We start from the raw sequence: 17,584 nt of genomic DNA on the forward strand, positions 1-17,584 counted from the left end.
GGCGCCGGCGGACGTTATGGCCAGCGCTTGAAGATCAGCGAGGTGTTGATGCCGCCGAACGCGAAGTTGTTGTTCATCACGTATTCGTTGCTCATGCGCCGGCCGTCGCCGGTCAGATAATCGAGCTCGCCGCACAGCGGGTCGACGTGCTGCAGGTTCAGCGTGGGGGCGTACCAGTCGTTGCGCAGCATTTCGATGCTGAACCAGGATTCCAGCGCACCGCACGCGCCCAGCGTGTGGCCCAGGTAGCTTTTCTGCGAGCTGATCGGCATGCGGCCGCCAAAGAGGCTGGAAGTTGCCTGCGTTTCGGCCACGTCGCCCTGTTCGGTCGCGGTGCCGTGGCCGTTCACGTAGCCGATCGCCTCGGGCGGCAGGCCGGCGTCGGCCAGCGCCATCTCCATCGCGATGCGCATGGTCGCCGCTTCGGGACGCGTGATGTGCGTGCCGTCCGAATTGCTGCCGAAGCCCACGATCTCCGCATGGATGTGCGCGCCGCGGGCCTGGGCGTGTTCCAGCGATTCCAGCACCAGCATGCCGCTGCCTTCGCCGATCACCAGCCCGTCGCGGTCGCGGTCGTAGGGGCGGGGCGTCAGTTCGGGCGTGTCGTTCTTCTGGCTGGTGGCGTACAGCGCGTCGAACACCAGCGCCTCGCTCGGGCACAGCTCTTCGGCGCCGCCCGCCAGCATCAGATCCTGCCGGCCGTAGCGGATGGCCTCATAGGCGTAGCCGATCCCCTGGCTGCCGGATGTGCACGCGCTGGAAGTCGGGATGATGCGGCCCTTCAGTTCGAAGAAGATGCCGATGTTTGCCGCGGTGGTGTGCGGCATCATGCGCACGTACGAGTTCGCGTTCAGGTCGTCCGTGACGCCGTTGAGCAGCATGTTGCCGAAGGCGCGGATCTCCGCCGTGCTGCCCACGGACGATCCGCACGCCACGCCCATGCGTCCATCGGTGATGCTGCGTTCGCCCAGCAGGCCGGCGTCGGCCAACGCGTTTTCCGCGGCGCGCACAGCCAGCTGCGAGACGCGTCCCATGCTGCGCAGCTGCTTGCGCGTCCAGTGGGCCGGCGCCTGGAAGTCTTCGACCGGACCGCCCAGGCGGGTATTCAGTTCCACGTAGCGCGACCAGTCGGGCATGACCCGAATGGCGCTGCGGCCTTGCTGGAAAGCCTGCTGGATCGCCTGCCATTCCGATCCCAGCGCGCTGATGCCGGCCATGCCGGTGACGACGACCCGTTTCATCAGCACAGCCCTCCGTTCACGGCGATGACCTGGCGAGTGATGTACGCGGCGCCCGGCGACATCAGGAACGCAACGGTGGCGGCGACTTCTTCGGGGCGGCCCATGCGCTGCGCCGGGATGGCCTTCAGGATTTCTTCCACGGGTACTTGCTCGTCAATCATGTCGGTGTCGATCAGGCCGGGGGCCACGCAGTTCACGGTGATGTGGCGCTTGGCCAGTTCCACGGCCAGGGCCTTGGCGGCCCCGATGAGGCCGGCCTTGGACGCGCTGTAGTTGACCTGGCCGCGATTGCCGACCAGTCCGGAGACCGAGGTCATGCACACCACGCGGCCCGCGGTGCGGCGCCGGATCATGGGCATCGCCAGCGGGCTCATCACGTTGTAGAAGCCGTCCAGGTTGGTGCGCAGCACCTGGTCCCAGTCGTCGCCGGTCAAGGCGGGAAATGCGCCGTCGCGGGTCAGGCCGGCATTGAGCACGACGCCGTAATAGGCCCCGTGCGTCTCGACGTCCGCCTGCAGCACGGCGGCGCACTGCGCGCGGTCGGCCACGTCGAACTGCAGGATGCGCGCCTGGCGGCCGCGGGCCTGCACGTCGGCCTGCACGGCCTCGGCCTGTGCGCGTTGTTGGCGGCAATGCAGCACCAGATCATGGCCGGCGTCGGCCAGTGCCAGCGCGATGGCGCGGCCGATGCCGCGGCTCGAGCCGGTGACGAGGATGGGGTCGGCGCTCATTCGGGGGCTTCTTCCTGCATAAGAGTGTTGGGGTCGCTGGGCTGATAGACGTTGAGCCGGGCATTGGCCAGCACGCGCGTGTCGTCGCGCAGCACGCATTCGAAGACGCTCATGCCGCTGGCGTCGATCAGGCCGCGTTCGACATGGACGGTGAGTTGGGCGCCCGCGGGCAACGACGGGTCGTGGCATTCGTAGCGGCGCGTGCCAAGCAGGAAACCGAGCTTGACGGCTTCGTTCGCCTGCCGGGCCTGGCATCCCGCCCACGCGCCCACGGCCTGCGCCATCAGTTCCATGCCCAGCCAGGGGGGTAGCGAGCCGTCCGGCAGCGAGTAGGGGCCGGGCCGGACGACGGCTCGGGCGGTAAGGCTGTCCGCGTCATGACGGATCACGGCATCGAGCAGAATCATGTCGCCCGCGTGCGGCAGCAGGCTGGCAATCGGCCACGTCGTCATGATTGGCCTCCCAGCACCAGACTGGCATTGTTGCCGCCGAAGGCGAACGAGTTGCTCATTGCCAGCCGCCGCCGGCCCGCCGCATAGCGGTGCGTGGCGGTGCTGAAATCCAGCGCCGGCAGCGCCGGGTCCGGCTGGCCGTCCCAGACGTGCGGCATCAGCGCGCCGTGCACGTTGGCCGCGGACAGCGTGATCCAGGCCAGGACGGCTTCCAGCGCGCCGGCCGCACCCAGCGTGTGACCGGTCAGCGCCTTGGTCGACGCGCAGGGCACGCCCTGCGGAAACACGGCGCGCGTGGCGTGGCTTTCCATGGCGTCGTTGTGCGGGGTGCCGGTGCCGTGCAGGTTCAGCCAGCCGATGTCGGCGGCCTGGAGGCCCGCCGAGTCCAGCGCGGCCTGCATGGCGCGTCGCGCGCCTTCGCCGGTGGGATCGGGCGCGGACATGTGCCAGGCGTCGGAACTGGCGCCGCCGCCCAGCAGCGCCACGGCGTTGGCATCCGCGGGGTCGCGTTCCATCAGGAACAGGACGCCGGCTTCGCCGATGTTGATGCCGCGGCGGTTGGCCGAGAAGGGCGTGCACAGCGCCTCGTCGACGGCTTCAAGGGTGGCGAACCCGTTGATGGTCAGGCGGCAGAGCGTGTCGGCCCCGCCGCAGACCACCGCGTCGCACAGGCCAAGCTGCAGCAGCCGGCGCGCGGACAACAGCGCGCGGGCGCTGGATGTGCAGGCCGTGGACAGGGTGTAGGCCGGACCCGTGGCGCCCAGCCATTGCGCCAGGAAGGCGGCGGGCGAGGACAGGGCCTGACGGCGGTAGTCGTAGCTGGGGGGCCAGGCGCCCAGCGCGCGCAGATGGCGGAAGGCGGGTGCGTTATCGTTCACGCCGGACGTGCTGGTGCCCAGCACCACGGCGACGCGGCCGGCGCCGTAGCGGTCGATCGCGCCGCGCAGGCGGTCCTCGATCTGGACGGCAGACGCGAGCAGCAACTGGTTGTTCCGGCTGTGGTGATGCGCGGGCAGTTCCTGAGGCACTGGCGGCAATGCATCGGTGCAGGCGCCCAGCGTCAGCGTGCGGCCGTTTACCCAGCCGTCCTGCGCACGCATGCCGGTCGTATCGCCGGCAAAGGCGGCGCGACCGACGGCGCCCACGCCGGCGCCCAGCGCGCACACGACGCCGGGGGTGCCAAGCCAGGTCGTCATGGCTGCTCCTTCAGGGGGGTGATCCGCCACGTCACGTCGTCGTTGGTGCGGATCGACAATGCCTGGCTTTGCGCGTCGGCGGGATAGGTGACGGTCCAGCGCACCTTGCCGCCGTCGAGCAGCAGGCGTTGTGCCGTCCCGGCTTGCGAGGGCGCCGAGCGCCACGACGCCGAGCCGTAGGCCGCGTCAAGCTCCGATGCCGGTGTCCAGGCGAACATCAGCGCGGCAAACAGATCGCGCGCCTGCGTGTTGGGGCGCATGAATCCGTCATTGCGCCATTGACCGCCTTCCAGCATCTGCCGCGCCTGCGGCACGCCCATGGGGTCGAAGAGCGACCAGCGCAAGGCGGCGTCTTCGCGCTGGACCACGAGCAGCAGGTCCACGGCGGGCGCTCCGGGCGACGTCTGCACCACATGCAACTGGCGCGGCAGCGAAAAAGCGGCGTCGCGGGCGGGCAGGGGCGGCGCGCCCGCGCAGGCGGCCAGGGCCAGCAGCGCCAACGTTGCCGCGAAGGCGCGGCAGGCGGACAGGAACGGGGCGGGAAAGGCGATCATGACGGGTTGCTGCGTGAATGCAGGTCGATGCGGGTTCAGGCGGGCTGGGCGACCGTGCCGCCTGCGCGGCACAGTTCGCTCAGCACGCGCAGGCGGCGCTGCGGGTTGGCCACGAAGGGGTTGCTCGTGTCCCAGGCGTAGCCCGCCAGAATGGAACTGATCATGCGACGGATTTCCGGCTGCGCCTGCTGGTAGAAGACGACGTCCTGGAACTCGCCGGTGTACCAGCCTTGCACGTACGCACGGAAGGTTTCCACGCCGATCATCAGCGGGTCGGCGAACTCGGCTTGCCAGTCGACCTGCGCACCGCCGAGTTGCCGGTGCAAGGCATCGGCAGCCAGTTTGGACGAGCGCAACGCGATGGTGACGCCGGACGAGAACACCGGGTCCAGGAACTCCGCGGCATTGCCCAGCAAGGCGTAGCCGGGACCATGCAGGCGCGTCACGCTGGCGGAGTAGCCGCCGATCGTGTTGGCCGGCGTGTCCCACACGGCGTTCTTCAGGACGCGCTTCAGGTTGGGCGCGGCATCGGTCATCGCGCGTAGCGTGGTCATCAGATCTTCGCCGGGACCGCCGAACAGGTCTTCGCCGCCGACCACGCCGAACGAGCAGCGGCCATTGGAGAAGGGAATCAGCCAATACCAGATGCCGCGTTGCTCCGGATGGACCGTGATCAGGATCTTTTCGCGATCAAAGCCCGGATCGTCGATGCGGTCTTCGATGTGCGTGAAGATGGCCTTGCGGGGCGGCAGCGCGGAAGGGCGCTCCAGGTCCAGCAGGCGGGCCAGGACGCGCCCGTAACCGCTGGCGTCCAGCACGAACTGGCTCTTGACCTGATAGGCGCTGCCGTCCGCGCGGCGCACGTCCAGCAGGGGACCGGCGTCGCCGAAGTCGGCGGCGGTAACTTCCTGCTGGTAGCGCACCTCGACACCCTGGCGGGCGGCGTCCTCGGCCAGCACCTTGTCGAACTGCGCGCGCTGCACCTGGAAGGTCGTGCCGGGGCCAGCCGTGAACTTGTCGCGGAAGTCGAAGTAGGTGTAGGCGTCGCCGCACGCGAACGCCGCGCCGTTCTTGACCTGGAAGCCCGCGGCCTCGACGGCGGGCAGCATGCCGGCCTCTTCGACAAACTCCAGGCAATGCGCCAGCAGGCTTTCCCCGATGGAGAACCGGGGGAACTGCTGGCGCTCCAGCACCAGGACGTCATGCCCCTGCCGCTTCAGCAGGGCGGCCGCGACCGCGCCGGCGGGGCCCGCTCCGATAACCACAACTTCCCGATGTTCCATGCTGGTTGTTTCCATGATTGCTTGATGAAAGAGGCTGGTCTCAGGCGCGCCGCGGTGGACCGACCCAGGGCGCCCATAAAAGCGAAAACGCCACGCCCAGCGCCACGGCCAGTCCGAAGTTGGCGATGGCGGGCGTGTGGCTGAGGGCAAGCAGTCCGAACGACAGCAGCGTCGTGACCGCGCCCAGCAGAATGCCGACGAGGCTGGCGGCGGCGCCGGCGACACGTTCGTACATGAAGATGGCGTAGTCCACGCCGATGGCCGACACGAGCAGCAGGCCGAACAGGCTGAACAGCGTCAACGGCTGGCCCAGGTAGCCCAGCGCGGCCAGGCTGCATACGGTGGCCGCCAGCGGCACGGCCAGAATGCGCCATGTGGCGGTGCGTCCCAGCGTCAGGAGCAGCAGCACGGCCGCGGCCACATAGGACAGGAGCTTGAGTTCGGCGGCTTCGATGCGCGTGGCGGCGAACATGCGATTGAGTTCGCCGCTGCGGTCGACCAGCGTGACGCCGGGCGCGGCCTGCGCAATGGCTTGCAGCGCGGCCGGATCGCTGAGACCCAGCAGGGAGATCATGCCGGCGTACTCGCCGCCATGCTGGCCCAGCCACAGCGCGCGCCAGCGTTCGGCCTGCGGGCCTTGCAGCGCGGCGTCGATGCCGACGACCGGCAGCGCCGCAAGCGACCGCAGCTCGGCAGCCACGGCTTCGAACGGAATGCCCAGGTCCGTCATGGGCTTCCACGCCTGCGGCTCGCCGGCCAGCTCGGCCAAGCGGCGGCCCAGCGCCTGCTGGTCGGCGGCGGGGGAGACAAGCTGGCTCAGCGCGTTGTAGGTGGCCAGTCCGCCGCGCTGGACCAGCGCATCGAGCTGCTGCGCGACCAACGCCTGGCGCCGCAGCAGTTCGTCGGGATCGGGCGCGCGCACCAAAAAGAACTGGCTCGTCGGCACGTAGCCGGTGATCTCGCCGATCTGCCGGGCCTGCTGCATCAGCGGCGCGGGCAGGCTGAGCCATTGGCGCAGATCGTCCTGGATGCCCAGCCGCGCAATGCCGCCGGCCGCGACCGCCGCCATGACGAGCAAGCCCGCCCACAGCAGGCTGCGCCGCGTCGCCAGCCGCTCGCGCGTCTTGAGCGCGGCCTGGGCAAAGTGCAGCAAAGGCAGCCACGGACGCGGCTGCCAGCCGCGCATCCACGCCGGCAGCTGGCAGACGGTGCAGGCGTACGCGCCAAGCAGACCCGCCGCGGAAAACACGGCGGTCTGGGTCAGCGCGGGAAATGGGGTGAATGCCAGTGCGACATATCCCACCAGGCTGGCGGCCAGGCTGATCGTGAGGCCCGGCAGGACCCGGTGCAGCGCGGGCCAGGCCTGCCAGTCCGGCATCCCGAAGCTTTTGCCAAGCCAGTGCATGGGAAAGTCGACCGCCACGCCGATGAGGCTGGCGCCGATGACGAGCGTCAGGACGTGGATCGAGCCGAACACCGCGACGCACGCGACCGCGCCCGTGACCAGTCCGACGGCCACCGGCACGAAGGCCAGCAGCACGCGCCAGCGCCGCAGCGCCAGCAAGAGGACCAGCACGATGCCGATCGTGGCGCCGGAGCCGATCCAGCTGCCTTCCGCGACCGCCTGCGCCTTGCCGGCCGCGGCGTAGAGCGCGCCGCCGGCGACTAGCAGTTGTGCCCCGGCGGCTTGCAGTGCCTCGCGATCCTGGTCGATCTGCGCGGCGATACGTTGCGGCGCATCCGCGTCGAACGCGTCGCCGCGGGTCTCGGCGCGCACGAGCACCCAGCGGCGTCCGCCCTGCTGCGCCTGCAAGGTGCCCGATCCCATGTCGTATTGCACGCTTGCGCCGGGCCGCAGCGCCTGTTCGGCGCGGCGCGTCAGCCCAAGCCAGTCCTGGTCGGCGGGAACCAGACCCGATGAGGAGAAGGGATCGGACAACTCACGCGCCCGGCGCTGGGCATAGGCGGCGGGGTCCATGTCCAGCAGCCGGCGGTCCGCCAGCGGCAGCATGGCAAGGCGGCCGGCCAGCAGTTGCTCGCGCACGGCGGCCAGGTCCACGTTCAGTTCCACCTGCACAACGGAAAAGAGTCCGCTGTCCGTCCAGCGCCGGGCGAGCAGCCGCGCCGGTTGTGCGGGGTCGGCGCCCTGGGCGTCGGCGCCAGTTCGGGCGGGATCCTGCGCGGCGACCAGCGCGATGAGCTGGCGCGACAGCGGTTCCTGGATCCGGGCCTCGGCCAGTTGGCGCGTGGCGTCATTGGCGCCCTGCGGCACCAGCTCCATCAGGTTGGCCGACACCGGCCAGCCATGGCGGCATTGCCAGACGCCGGCCAGAAGCACCAGCAGCAGCCCCAGCTTGAACAGGCGGGGCAGCCAGCGTTCAATCCGCGAATGCACGCTGTTCCTCTGGCGTCAGGGCATCAGCCGCGACCGCGCCGGTCATCTGTAGGACGCTGCGGTCGCCTTGCGTCTCGCGCAGTTCGATGCGGTCGACCAGCGCGGCGCCGTCAATCTGTATGGTGTTGAAGATCTGCTTGAGCAGTGCCGAGCGCGGGGTCAGCGTCAGTTGCCAGGCCTTGGCCTCGCCCGTCAGCGTCAGGTCGAAGTTTTCCTGCAGCCCGCGGGTGTCGCCCGCCAGCACCGACAGGAAGAGCTGGTTTTCACGGCCCGCGCCGGTGTGCTGCGGCAGCGCTTGCCATGCCCCCGATTCGTCGCGGCGCGAGATGCCGTTGGCGTTGATGCGCAGGTCCTGCGCAATGGGCGTGCGCAGCAGCCACAGCAGGCCCTTTCCCGCCGCCAGCGTGAAGTCGCCCCGGCTGGTCAGCGGTTGGGGCAGCGACCGCAGGAATTTCTGCTGGACGAACTGGCCGCGCACGATCGGCGTCGCGCGCAGTTGCGTCTGCAGGTCGTTCAGGTCGAATGCGCTGGCGGTGAACGGCAGCATCGCCAGCGTCAGCAGGCACAGGAACCGGTTCAGGCGTTGGGACAGGTTCAAGCGCTGAAAGATGTTCAAGCGCGAAAGAGTGTTCAGGCAGGACATGCGCCAGCCTCCTGGGAATGAAGTGCGCCTTGGACCGCGGCGACGAAGACGGCGGGCGAGGCCAGTTGCATTTCGCGGGTGGCGATGCAGACGGCCACCTGTTCGGACGTGGCCCGCGTCAGCCGTTGTCCGGTTTCGGCGTCCTGGATCAGGTAGTTGATCTTGAGCCGGTGCTCCCATTCCACCAGTTCGGCACGCACGATCAGGCGCTGGCCGAACTGCGCGGGCTGGGCATAACGCAGATGCAGGTCGATCACCGGCCAGGCGTAGCCGCTTGCGCGCATCGCGTCGTAGTTGTGGCCGATCCGGTCCAGCAGCTCGCAGCGCGCCTGCTCCAGGTACTTCACGTAGTGGCCGTGCCACACGACGTTGATCGAATCGACATCGAAGAAGGGCACACGGATTTCGACTGCCGCGCCGATCGCGCCACGTTTACGCATCGTCTTTCCAGAATGGGTAGAAGTTGAACCACTGCAGCGGCGCCTCGCGGCAATGCGCGGCCAGGCGGTCGGCATAGCGCTGTGTCCACGCGGCGATCTGCGTCTGCCGGGTGGCGCGCGTCCATTCGATGCGCGTGGTCAGGCGTTCCATCGCGACGCGGTAGCGGCCGCCGTGACGGGTGCACGACAGCAAATTCACCGGGCAGCCCAGCAGACCGGCCAGCAGCCACGGCCCTTGCGGAAACAGCGCCGTGGCGCCCAGGAACTGCACGGGCACCGTGCGGTCGCCGTGCAGGGGCACGCGGTCGCCGGCGATGGCCAGCCATTCGCCGCGGTCCAGGCGCTTGGCCAGATCCAGCATGACGGCGGCGTCCAGCTCGCTGACCTGGATCATGCGCAGTCCGCCGCCGGCCTCGTCCAGCAGGCGGTTGAAGTGAACGGCGTGCTTGCTGTGGACCAGCACGTTGAGCCGCAGGGCACCCGTCTGCTCCGCCAGCGCGCGGCAGACTTCAATGTTGCCCAGGTGCGAGCCCACCAGGATCTGGCCGCGGCCTTGGCCCATCTGTGCATGCAGGCCGTCGGGGTCCGACATGTCCAGGCGCGCCATCGTGATCTTGCCCTGCCACACGTCCAGCTTGTCCAGCATGGCGACGGCAAAGGCCAGGTACTGCCGGTACACGGGAAAGGCGCGCGGCAGCGGCGCGGCAAGGTCGCCGGCGCTGGTCACGCGCGATTGATACGCGGCAATCGCGCGGCGGGCACGCGGGCCGAACGCATAGAAATACAGCACCACCAGCCAGACCACGGGGGCCACCGCGCGCCGGCCCAGCGTGCGCGCGGCCCAGGCCGTCAGACGCATCAGCATGGGGCTGCCGCGTTCCCGCTGTCCGGCCCAGTGCGGATCGGCGGCGCTCATCGCGGGGCGCTCCGGGTCAGCCGGCGCCACAACAGCAGCGGCGATCGGGCCAGCATGCCGAAGAACAGCCGCGCGTGCATGCGGCTGATCAGCACGTTGTCTTGCAGGCCCTTGAAATGCGAGATGCCGCCCTCGGGATAGGCCACGCGCGTGGGCAGCCATGCCATGCGCACGCCTTTCCAATGCAGCCGAACCAGGACGGCGATGTCGAAGTCCATGCGCCGGCCGACGTGGGTCCCGTTGATCACGGGGACGACTTGTGCCAGCGGATAGACGCGAAAGCCGCACATGGCGTCGGGGATGTCCAAGGATAGGGTATTGATCCAGACCCAGAGGCGGGTCAGCCAGCGGCCATAGAGGCGGCTACGCGGCACGTCGTCGCCGTAGACGGGGGCGCCGCAAATGACGGCGTCCGGCTGCTCGCGCGACATCTGCGCAAAGCGCGGGATGTCGTGCAGCGCATGCTGGCCGTCGGCGTCCACCTGCAAGGCGTGCGAGTACCCCAGCTTCATCGCGGCCCGCAGGCCGTCCTGCACGGCCGCGCCTTTTCCGCCGTTGACGGCGCGGCGCACGAGTTGCGTATCGGGTTGCGCGGCCAGTTCGTCCAGCACGGCGGCGCAGCCGGGCTCGGAGCCGTCGTCCACCAGCACGCAGGGCAGGCCATGCGCGGCAAGCTGCGCGACCACCGCCGCGACGGTGCCGCCGTGGTTGTACACGGGGATGACCGCGCACAGCTTATGCGGCGTCATGGCTTGCCCCGTGGAGTATGCGGCCTGACGAGCACGGCGAGTCATTCACCGTGAACGCGAAGTACAGCTTCTGTTTGGTGGCGTCCCATTTGAGCGTCAGAACGGCAGTATCGCCGGGACGCAGCAGACGCTGGAATTTCAGCGCTTCCATGCCGGCAAAGTGCAGTTCGGGCAGCAGGTCGCGCTGCGCAAGCGACGTGGCCAAGGTGATCTGCGCCACGCCCGGCACGACCGGCGCGGTGGGAAAGTGGCCGCTGAAATAGGCCAGGTCGTAGGGAATGTCCAGCGTGTAGCGCCGCTCGTTGCCGGGCTGCCCGGGCAGATCGGCCGCAATCGCAGCGGGGGCCAGGGGACGCGGGCCGACGGCGGTTTCGAAATCGGTTTGCGGCAATTTGCCTTGGGCATTGGCGGGCAGATGCCGCAGCAGCCGCCAGGTACGCGGCACCGCCAGCGATTCGACGCGGGTGGCCAGATGGCCGCGCAGCGCGTCGACGACCGCTTTGCGGCCCTGATTGCGCAAGGCGTGAAGACCGTGTGCGGACAGCGCCACCAGCGCGGCCAGACGCGGGGTCCCGGCGGCCTTGCCCAGGCGGACGTCGGCGACGTAGACATGCTCCATCAGCGCGCGCTCCACCAGGGGCAGCGACACGCGTTTGTCTTCGATCTTCATGATGCGGTCCAGCCGGCCCAGCAGCCTGAAGCCGTTCGCGGTGAGCTCGGCGCCATCCGCGGTCTGCTGCTCGTCGGCCTGCACCCAGGGCGACGACACGCGCAGGGCGCCATCGTCATTCAGGTCGACGGCGACGCCCGGCAGCGGCTGCCAATCGGCGTCGCCGGTGCGCCAGGCGACCGCGCCCGTTTCCGAACTGCCGTAGATCTCGGTGGGACGCAGCCCGAGCGACCGTTCGATGTCGTCCGACACTTCCAGCGGCAGCGGGCCCCCCGAGGAATGGATGCGGATCAGTCGTCCGCGCAGTTGCGTCCAGTCCAGGCGCTGGCCCAGGCGCCGCAACAGCGCGGGGCTGGCGATCCAGGCAAACGAGGGATGGCGCAGGCTCGCCTGCTGCAGGTCCTCGGGGTAGAGCCGCTGGCGCCGGTCGATTCTACGGCCCGCGCAAAGCGGCCACAGCACGCGGAAGGGCAGGCCGTACATGTGTTGCGCGGACACGCTGCCCAGCACGGGTGTCTGCGTGTCGGGCCATTGCTGCTGCAGCGCCTGAACCTCTTCCGAGAGCTGGCGCCATTGTTTGGCGATGTGCTTGGGCGTGCCGCTGGAGCCGGAGGTGCAGACCACCAGCGTGAGGGATACATCCAGTTCGGCCGCGTCGAGCGCCGGGTGGCTGCGAAGGTCGGCCAGTCGCCATTGCCGCGCGGCGGGCAAGGGCAAGTCGGCGTCCGTCAGCCACGCATCGACGGTGCCGTCCAGGCCGTTGCAGGTTTGCGCCTGGTTGTCGCCGGGCAGCACGGCCACGACGCCCGCGCGCCAGCACGCGAACAGCGCGCTCGCCAGTTCGACGGCGTCGTCGAACGACAGCGCCGCGCGCTTTACCAAACGCGCGCGCAGGGCGCCCGCGATGCGCAGGCTGTCCTGCGCGAAGTCCTGGCGTGTGATCGCCGGGCCGTCCGCGACCACGGCGTTCGCATCCGCGCAAGCAGCGGGCAACAGCAGTTGGGGCAGGGGCGTCCAAACCATGGCTCAGGCTGCCTTCGCCGCGGCGGGGCGGATCAGCCATTCGCCGGCGGCCATCAGGCCCATCAGCACGTAGCTGGCGCCGCCGTTGTAAGCCACCCACCAGCTCCACGGCGCCCAGGCCGCCAGCGCGGCGGCGATCGTGCCGTTCACGGCGAAGAACAGGCACCAAGCGCGCGTCACGTTGCGGGTGTAGCGCACGCCCTCGGGCGGCAGATCGGGATGGCGCAGGCGCGCCAGGCGTTCCACGACGGGCATGCCCGAGCGCAGGCTGGCGCCGAAGATGGCCAGCATCATCCCGTTGACCAGCACGGGATACCAGCGCAGCCAGTTCTCGGAATTGGATACGGCCAGAATCAGGCAGAAGATGAGCGCGGCGGTGGGCAGCAGCCTGTCGCCAGGCTGCGCGGCGCGCGCGGTCAAGCCGCGGGCAAGCCACAACAGCGCCAGCGGCAACGCCAGCCATGCCGCGCTCACGCGGTCCAGCGTCGCGTACACGATGAATGGGTAGGCCATGGCGGCGGCGGCCAAGGCGGCCGCGACGCCACGGCTCATGCGGCCGGATCCTGCTTTTGCATCATGGCCTGCACCACGTCCTCGACGGTGCGGACCGTGCGGAAGTCGTTGGCGTCGAGCTTGCGGCCGGTCTGCCGGCGCACGTGATCGATGAGGTCGATCGCGTCGATGCTGTCGATTTCCAGGTCGGTGTACAAATGCGCGTCGGGCGTGATCCGTTCCGGTTCGATCTCGAACAGTTCGACCAGGGCGCCGCGCAGCGTGTTGAAGATTTCGTCGCGGGTGTGCATGGGGACTCCGTATGCGTCAGTCGCGGCGTTGCGCAGTGACAAATGCCGCCAGGCTGGCGATGCTGGCGAAATGCTCGCGCATGTTGCGTGTTTCGGGATCGATGGTGATCGCATAGCGCTTTTGCAGCGCCAGGCCCAGCTCCAGCGCGTCGACCGAATCCAGGCCGAGGCCATCGCCGAACAGCGCGGCTTCGCGATCGATGTCATTGGGGGTAATGTCTTCTAGGCCGAGGGACTCGATGACGAGCGTTTTCAGCTCAAGTTCCAGTTGATTCATCCAGCGTTGACTCCACTAGCGCTGTCCTGGGCGACCGCGCGTTCAGGGGCGCCGGCCGGCGCGCTGCGCGCCAGCTCGGCTTCGAAATAGGCATGCAGGTGGGCGTTCATCTTGCGGCCCGCGATGGGCAGCGGATGCGCGCAGTTCCACGTGGCCGGGTCGATGTCTTCACCGACCTCGATGACATACCGCATGCGCGAGGGCGGAATCCGATACCAGGGCTCGCCCTTGGTCAGGCTGCGCGGGTTCATGCGAATGACGACCGGCGTCACGACCTGCGCGCCCCGCAGCGCAATCGCGCAGGCGCCGCGATGGAATTGGGGCATGGCATTGGGCGGCGTGCGCGTGCCTTCCGGGAAGACGATCAACGTTTCGCCGTTGCGCAGCACATCCGCGGCGCGGTCGAACATGTCGAAGCTCTCGTCGTTGGTGATGTAGCCGGCGTTCGCGACGGGACCGCGCGTGAAGGGATTGGCGGCCAGCCCATGCTTGACGATGCAGTTGGCGTTCTTGACGTGCCCGACCAGGAACACCACGTCCAGCAGCGACGGGTGATTGGCAAGAATCATCTGGCCCGGCCGGCCCAGGCGCTCGGCGCCCTTGAAGTCCACGGTCAGGATGCCCACGCGCACCATGAAGCGGATGAACAGCCGGAAGGTGCCATTCAACGCCCAGCGCGCGCGGCGCTGCCGGTCCTGGCGGTCGCCGGGCAAGAGGCGCTGCGGCGGAAACACCATCAGGCGCAGCAGCACGCCGCCTATGCCGAATATGGCGAAGGCCATGCCGGTGGCGATCAGGCGCCATAGCCAGAAATCTTGTCGGATTTGAGCCGGGGAGGTCATGCGGTTCGGGTCCAGGTCCATTGACGGCTGCGGTTCGCATGCCGCCAGCTCGGGGTCTGCAATGCAAGGTGGCGCATGAGGTTGAGGGGATTGGGCCAGACGGGCGGCGGCGCGCCGTCAGCGCCGGCGGCGTCCATCGTCAGCGTCCAGTCGCTACCCGGGCGCAGCCGGAAGGCGGCGGCATACGAGAACGGCACGTCGTCGACCCACGGCGCGTAGGGCGCAGGCGGCGATTCTTCGGCCAGCACCACGAGCACGTTGTCGTGCCCCTGATCGAACAGCAGGGCGGCTTCAAGAAAGGCGTGTTCCAGGCCGTCGTCCTCGACGGACAGCGCGACGGACTCTGTCGTTTCGCGGCGTATGATCGACCACTGTGCGGCAATCGAGTTGTGGACCGAGAGGCCGAAAGCCGTGGGCGACAAGGGTTCGTCGGCGGCTAGCGAGTCCAGCAGCCCAAAGTTGCGCGTCGTTTCTCCATGTTGCGAGGCAAACACGAAGGGCATGTCCGGGTAGCCGTCGGCCAGCGGCCACGCGCAAGCAAACACGCCGCGAGCCAAGGGGCTGAGGCGGCGTCGTTGCATGGGGGGCAAGAAGTCGAGGCGCGGGGCGGCCTGATCTCCGAGGGGGCAGTACGGCTGTTCAGCCCAGTCCTGCCAACTGCTCGGGTCCTGAAATCCTGGTGTCCAACCTTGCCATTGCGAGATGGAGAAAGTCAACATAGCGCGCGATTCTACTATGGCAAACTGCGCTTCGATTGTTTTGAACAGTTACAAATTACACAAAATAACCCATTTTAACCGTATTTTTTTCGAATGGTTACTTTCGGCTTTGGGCGTTCAGGAACTTTTAATCTGGTGGGCTGATCAAAGTGCCGCCTCACTCTATGGTGTTGAACACCTGTGCGCGGATGATGCTCTCAGAGCGCCCGCGATTCGCAGCGGCAAGGCCCTGCGCGACTGGCGGGTCAGCCGTGCGTTGCTGCATCACGTGCGCGTTGCGCGTCCGCTACCGGGCGCCACGTCACTGAGCCACAGCGGCGGTCATGCCCTGTTGGCCACTGCGCGGCCGGGCTGGAAGGTCGGCATCGACCTGGAAGCCATCCGGCCTCGTAGCGTCGAAGGCCTGGCGCAATGGGTGTGCTCACAGGCAGAACGCGACATGTTGGCCGCACTGCCGGAGGACGCCCGCCTGCTTCGCTTCTATCAGCTATGGACGTTGAAGGAGGCCTTCATCAAGGCTGCGGGTCTGGATTTTCCCGCGGACATGGCATTGGTGGGGCTGCAGGCGTCACCGTCTGGTTTGGCGCTGCGCTCGCCGCGGGGCAGTTGGGGCGCTTGCTCGTATCGCGCCGGGGCCGATTGGATGGCGTCCGTGGTGTGGCAGTCGCCTGATGGCTCTGCGGTCGATGGACTGGAACCGGCCTGGGTCGGCGCGGCAGGGTGCGCGTTGCCCGTGGTGGAAATGCTTGGCCGCTGGCGTACCGAAACGGCTTGATGTCCTGCCGATTTCGCCGTTCGGATTTAAAGATGTATTATGAATATATGTTTAAAGGCGAGCCCGTTCGCCATTCAAGGAGCAGTTGATGTTGAGCCCCCAAATCCGCGAGCTGGTCAAGGCCACGGCCCCTGTCCTGAAGGTTCATGGCGTCGCCCTGACCAAGCATTTCTACGCGCGCATGTTCCAGCACAATCCGGAACTCAAGCACGTGTTCAACCAGGCCCACCAGGCGGGCGGCGCGCAGCAGCATGCGCTGGCCGGCGCGGTGACCGCGTATGCCGAGCACATCGACGATCCCTCGGTGCTGATGCCGGTGGTGACGCGCATCGTGCACAAGCACGTCAGCCTGGGCATCCGGCCCGAACACTACGCCATCGTGGGCAAGCATCTGCTGACTTCCATCCGTGAAGTGCTGGGCGATGCCGCCACCGACGAACTCGTCGATGCCTGGGGCGCGGCCTATGGCCAACTGGCGGACCTGCTGATCGCCGAAGAGGCGCGTCTGTATGCGGAATCGGCCAACAAGCCGGGCGGCTGGACGGGCTGGCGCGCGTTCCGCGTCGTGGGCAAGCAGCCCGAAAGCGCCGAAATCACTTCTTTCTACCTGGCCCCTGCAGACGGCGGCACCGTGCCGGCATACCGGCCGGGTCAATACGTGTCCGTGCGCGTGTTCGTACCGGAACTGGGCTTGATGCAACCGCGCCAATACAGCCTGTCGGACGCGCCGGGCCACGATCGCCTGCGCATCTCGGTCAAGCGCGAGCCGGCCGGCGATCAGACGCCGGCGGGCCGCGTGTCCAACGCGCTGCACGACCGTCTGGAAGAGGGCGGCGTGCTGGACGTGGCGCCGCCGCAAGGTGATTTTCATCTGCGCGAAGACGGCGATGCCCCCGTCGTGCTGCTGAGCGGTGGCGTGGGCCTGACGCCCATGTTGTCGATCCTGAACCACCTGGTGCGCGCCAACGACGAACGCCAGATCCGCTTCGTGCACGGCTGCCGCAACCGCTCGGTGCACGCCATGCGCGAGCACGTGAACGACATTACGGCGTCGCGCGCCAACGTGCGCAAGGCGGTGTTCTACGAAGAGGTGGGCCACGGCGACCAGGCCGGCCGCGACTACGACCACACGGGGCGCGTCGACCTGCACGCCATTCGCGATGAAGCCATCGTCCCCGGCGCCGATTACTACCTGTGTGGACCGGCGGCCTTCATGCGTGCCCAGCGTGAAGCGTTGCTGGGGCTGGGCGTGGCCGAAGACCGCATCCACGCCGAGGCGTTCGGCACTGGCGGCCCCGGCGCCTGAGCGGTGTATCCTGGCGGCCTGATGTTTCCGGGCCGCCCGGGCCACGCTCCCCACCCATCATGCAACTGAACCGATTCACCGACTTCGGCCTGCGCGTCCTGATGTATCTGACGCAATGCCGCGACCGGCCCGTCGCCGTCACGATTCCCGAGATCGCGGATCGCTTCGGCTTGTCCCGCAATCATCTGGTGAAGGTGGTGCACTTCATGTCGCAGCGCGGCTGGGTCAGCACCACGCGCGGCAAGGGCGGCGGACTCAGCCTCGCCCGTCCCGCCACGGAGTACCGGGTGGGCGATCTGGTGCGGGAACTCGAACAGCAGGGCCCCCTGATCGATTGCCGCGAACCGCCCTGTGCCCTGGATGGCGTGTGCCGGCTGTCCGGCGTGCTGGCGAAGACGCTGCAGGCGTTCTACGACACGCTCAATGGCTACACGCTGGCCGATCTGGTCCGCGAACCCACCGCCGCCGCCATCATCAAGCTGCATCGGGTGGCCTGAAGCCCCGGGCATGATGTTTGGTTATGGCCCCTGCGGCGTTTGGCATTTGCCGGCGCGGGGGCGGCCGTTACA

General features: G+C 68.3%; 20 protein-coding genes. 3 read left to right on the plus strand and 17 right to left on the minus strand.

The window, feature by feature from the left end:
* Positions 1-14: 14 nt before the first annotated feature.
* Genes AB3147_RS09945 through AB3147_RS10025 form a run of 17 tightly spaced genes read right to left on the minus strand, consistent with a single transcriptional unit; the run spans position 15 to position 14,934 of the window.
* Complete coding sequence (locus AB3147_RS09945) at positions 15-1,241, minus strand: beta-ketoacyl-ACP synthase (RefSeq protein WP_218343373.1); 1,227 nt, start codon at positions 1,239-1,241, stop codon at positions 15-17.
* Complete coding sequence (fabG, locus tag AB3147_RS09950; protein ID WP_218343374.1) at positions 1,241-1,972, minus strand: 3-oxoacyl-ACP reductase FabG; 732 nt, start codon at positions 1,970-1,972, stop codon at positions 1,241-1,243. The genes AB3147_RS09945 and fabG overlap by 1 nt, the downstream gene beginning before the upstream one ends.
* Positions 1,969-2,424 carry an ApeP family dehydratase gene (locus AB3147_RS09955; protein WP_218343375.1) on the minus strand — a complete coding sequence of 152 codons (456 nt, stop codon included), beginning with the start codon at positions 2,422-2,424 and terminating at the stop codon, positions 1,969-1,971. Before AB3147_RS09955 ends, fabG begins: the two co-directional genes overlap by 4 nt.
* Entirely contained in the window at positions 2,421-3,620 is a 1,200-nt protein-coding gene (locus tag AB3147_RS09960; RefSeq protein ID WP_367351833.1) for a beta-ketoacyl-[acyl-carrier-protein] synthase family protein, read from the minus strand. The genes AB3147_RS09955 and AB3147_RS09960 overlap by 4 nt, the downstream gene beginning before the upstream one ends.
* Positions 3,617-4,174, minus strand: a complete 558-nt coding sequence (locus AB3147_RS09965; RefSeq protein WP_367351834.1) for a DUF3261 domain-containing protein — start codon at positions 4,172-4,174, stop codon at positions 3,617-3,619. Before AB3147_RS09965 ends, AB3147_RS09960 begins: the two co-directional genes overlap by 4 nt.
* 35 nt (positions 4,175-4,209) lie before the next feature.
* Positions 4,210-5,457: an NAD(P)/FAD-dependent oxidoreductase gene (locus AB3147_RS09970; protein ID WP_367351835.1), complete on the minus strand. Its 1,248-nt coding sequence runs from the start codon at positions 5,455-5,457 to the stop codon at positions 4,210-4,212.
* A gap of 40 nt (positions 5,458-5,497) precedes the next feature.
* Complete coding sequence (locus AB3147_RS09975; RefSeq protein WP_367351836.1) at positions 5,498-7,852, minus strand: MMPL family transporter; 2,355 nt, start codon at positions 7,850-7,852, stop codon at positions 5,498-5,500.
* On the minus strand, positions 7,836-8,495 hold the full coding sequence (locus AB3147_RS09980) for an outer membrane lipoprotein carrier protein LolA (protein WP_367351837.1): 660 nt from the start codon (positions 8,493-8,495) through the stop codon (positions 7,836-7,838). The genes AB3147_RS09975 and AB3147_RS09980 overlap by 17 nt, the downstream gene beginning before the upstream one ends.
* Positions 8,483-8,935, minus strand: a complete 453-nt coding sequence (locus AB3147_RS09985; protein WP_218343381.1) for an acyl-CoA thioesterase — start codon at positions 8,933-8,935, stop codon at positions 8,483-8,485. The genes AB3147_RS09980 and AB3147_RS09985 overlap by 13 nt, the downstream gene beginning before the upstream one ends.
* A complete protein-coding gene (locus AB3147_RS09990) occupies positions 8,928-9,851 on the minus strand; it encodes an LpxL/LpxP family acyltransferase (protein WP_218343382.1) in 924 nt (307 codons plus the stop codon). Before AB3147_RS09990 ends, AB3147_RS09985 begins: the two co-directional genes overlap by 8 nt.
* Positions 9,848-10,600, minus strand: coding sequence for a glycosyltransferase family 2 protein (locus tag AB3147_RS09995; protein ID WP_218343383.1), 753 nt, complete (start codon positions 10,598-10,600; stop codon positions 9,848-9,850). The genes AB3147_RS09990 and AB3147_RS09995 overlap by 4 nt, the downstream gene beginning before the upstream one ends.
* On the minus strand, positions 10,587-12,293 hold the full coding sequence (locus AB3147_RS10000) for an AMP-binding protein (protein WP_218343384.1): 1,707 nt from the start codon (positions 12,291-12,293) through the stop codon (positions 10,587-10,589). The genes AB3147_RS09995 and AB3147_RS10000 overlap by 14 nt, the downstream gene beginning before the upstream one ends.
* 3 nt (positions 12,294-12,296) lie before the next feature.
* Positions 12,297-12,845 carry a COG4648 family protein gene (locus tag AB3147_RS10005; protein WP_367351838.1) on the minus strand — a complete coding sequence of 183 codons (549 nt, stop codon included), beginning with the start codon at positions 12,843-12,845 and terminating at the stop codon, positions 12,297-12,299.
* Entirely contained in the window at positions 12,842-13,096 is a 255-nt protein-coding gene (locus tag AB3147_RS10010) for an acyl carrier protein (protein WP_056569797.1), read from the minus strand. Before AB3147_RS10010 ends, AB3147_RS10005 begins: the two co-directional genes overlap by 4 nt.
* Before the next feature lie 16 nt (positions 13,097-13,112).
* Entirely contained in the window at positions 13,113-13,373 is a 261-nt protein-coding gene (locus tag AB3147_RS10015; RefSeq protein ID WP_218343386.1) for a phosphopantetheine-binding protein, read from the minus strand.
* A complete protein-coding gene (locus AB3147_RS10020) occupies positions 13,370-14,215 on the minus strand; it encodes a lysophospholipid acyltransferase family protein (RefSeq protein WP_367351839.1) in 846 nt (281 codons plus the stop codon). The genes AB3147_RS10015 and AB3147_RS10020 overlap by 4 nt, the downstream gene beginning before the upstream one ends.
* Positions 14,212-14,934 (minus strand): beta-ketoacyl synthase chain length factor, encoded by a 723-nt coding sequence (locus AB3147_RS10025; RefSeq protein ID WP_218343388.1) that lies wholly within the window; start codon positions 14,932-14,934, stop codon positions 14,212-14,214. Before AB3147_RS10025 ends, AB3147_RS10020 begins: the two co-directional genes overlap by 4 nt.
* Here AB3147_RS10025 and AB3147_RS10030 point away from each other — a divergent pair.
* The 3 genes from AB3147_RS10030 to AB3147_RS10040 all read left to right on the plus strand — a co-directional run bounded on the left by AB3147_RS10030 (position 14,918) and on the right by AB3147_RS10040 (position 17,512).
* Entirely contained in the window at positions 14,918-15,709 is a 792-nt protein-coding gene (locus tag AB3147_RS10030; RefSeq protein WP_367351840.1) for a 4'-phosphopantetheinyl transferase family protein, read from the plus strand. The two genes, AB3147_RS10025 and AB3147_RS10030, sit on opposite strands and share 17 nt — an antisense overlap.
* A gap of 88 nt (positions 15,710-15,797) precedes the next feature.
* A complete protein-coding gene (hmpA, locus tag AB3147_RS10035; protein ID WP_367351841.1) occupies positions 15,798-17,015 on the plus strand; it encodes an NO-inducible flavohemoprotein in 1,218 nt (405 codons plus the stop codon).
* 59 nt (positions 17,016-17,074) lie between these two features.
* Positions 17,075-17,512, plus strand: a complete 438-nt coding sequence (locus AB3147_RS10040; RefSeq protein WP_175185039.1) for an Rrf2 family transcriptional regulator — start codon at positions 17,075-17,077, stop codon at positions 17,510-17,512.
* The last annotated feature ends 72 nt before the right edge of the window (positions 17,513-17,584 follow it).

This window comes from Achromobacter animicus, from assembly GCF_040775605.1.
Classification (GTDB): domain Bacteria; phylum Pseudomonadota; class Gammaproteobacteria; order Burkholderiales; family Burkholderiaceae_B; genus Achromobacter; species Achromobacter animicus.

Bases quoted from the DNA above. Each gene is read 5' to 3' on its own strand.
- AB3147_RS10040 (WP_175185039.1), top strand. From the start codon at position 17,075: ATGCAACTGAACCGATTCACCGACTTCGGCCTGCGCGTCCTGATGTAT.
- AB3147_RS10015 (WP_218343386.1), bottom strand. From the start codon at position 13,373: ATGAATCAACTGGAACTTGAGCTGAAAACGCTCGTCATCGAGTCCCTC.
- AB3147_RS09995 (WP_218343383.1), bottom strand. From the start codon at position 10,600: ATGACGCCGCATAAGCTGTGCGCGGTCATCCCCGTGTACAACCACGGC.
- AB3147_RS09985 (WP_218343381.1), bottom strand. From the start codon at position 8,935: ATGCGTAAACGTGGCGCGATCGGCGCGGCAGTCGAAATCCGTGTGCCC.
- AB3147_RS10010 (WP_056569797.1), bottom strand. From the start codon at position 13,096: ATGCACACCCGCGACGAAATCTTCAACACGCTGCGCGGCGCCCTGGTC.
- AB3147_RS09965 (WP_367351834.1), bottom strand. From the start codon at position 4,174: ATGATCGCCTTTCCCGCCCCGTTCCTGTCCGCCTGCCGCGCCTTCGCG.
- AB3147_RS09980 (WP_367351837.1), bottom strand. From the start codon at position 8,495: ATGTCCTGCCTGAACACTCTTTCGCGCTTGAACATCTTTCAGCGCTTG.
- hmpA (WP_367351841.1), top strand. From the start codon at position 15,798: ATGTTGAGCCCCCAAATCCGCGAGCTGGTCAAGGCCACGGCCCCTGTC.
- AB3147_RS10030 (WP_367351840.1), top strand. From the start codon at position 14,918: ATGGAGAAAGTCAACATAGCGCGCGATTCTACTATGGCAAACTGCGCT.
- AB3147_RS10000 (WP_218343384.1), bottom strand. From the start codon at position 12,293: ATGGTTTGGACGCCCCTGCCCCAACTGCTGTTGCCCGCTGCTTGCGCG.
- AB3147_RS10020 (WP_367351839.1), bottom strand. From the start codon at position 14,215: ATGACCTCCCCGGCTCAAATCCGACAAGATTTCTGGCTATGGCGCCTG.
- AB3147_RS09960 (WP_367351833.1), bottom strand. From the start codon at position 3,620: ATGACGACCTGGCTTGGCACCCCCGGCGTCGTGTGCGCGCTGGGCGCC.
- AB3147_RS10025 (WP_218343388.1), bottom strand. From the start codon at position 14,934: ATGTTGACTTTCTCCATCTCGCAATGGCAAGGTTGGACACCAGGATTT.
- AB3147_RS09970 (WP_367351835.1), bottom strand. From the start codon at position 5,457: ATGGAACATCGGGAAGTTGTGGTTATCGGAGCGGGCCCCGCCGGCGCG.
- fabG (WP_218343374.1), bottom strand. From the start codon at position 1,972: ATGAGCGCCGACCCCATCCTCGTCACCGGCTCGAGCCGCGGCATCGGC.
- AB3147_RS09955 (WP_218343375.1), bottom strand. From the start codon at position 2,424: ATGACGACGTGGCCGATTGCCAGCCTGCTGCCGCACGCGGGCGACATG.
- AB3147_RS09945 (WP_218343373.1), bottom strand. From the start codon at position 1,241: ATGAAACGGGTCGTCGTCACCGGCATGGCCGGCATCAGCGCGCTGGGA.
- AB3147_RS10005 (WP_367351838.1), bottom strand. From the start codon at position 12,845: ATGAGCCGTGGCGTCGCGGCCGCCTTGGCCGCCGCCGCCATGGCCTAC.
- AB3147_RS09990 (WP_218343382.1), bottom strand. From the start codon at position 9,851: ATGAGCGCCGCCGATCCGCACTGGGCCGGACAGCGGGAACGCGGCAGC.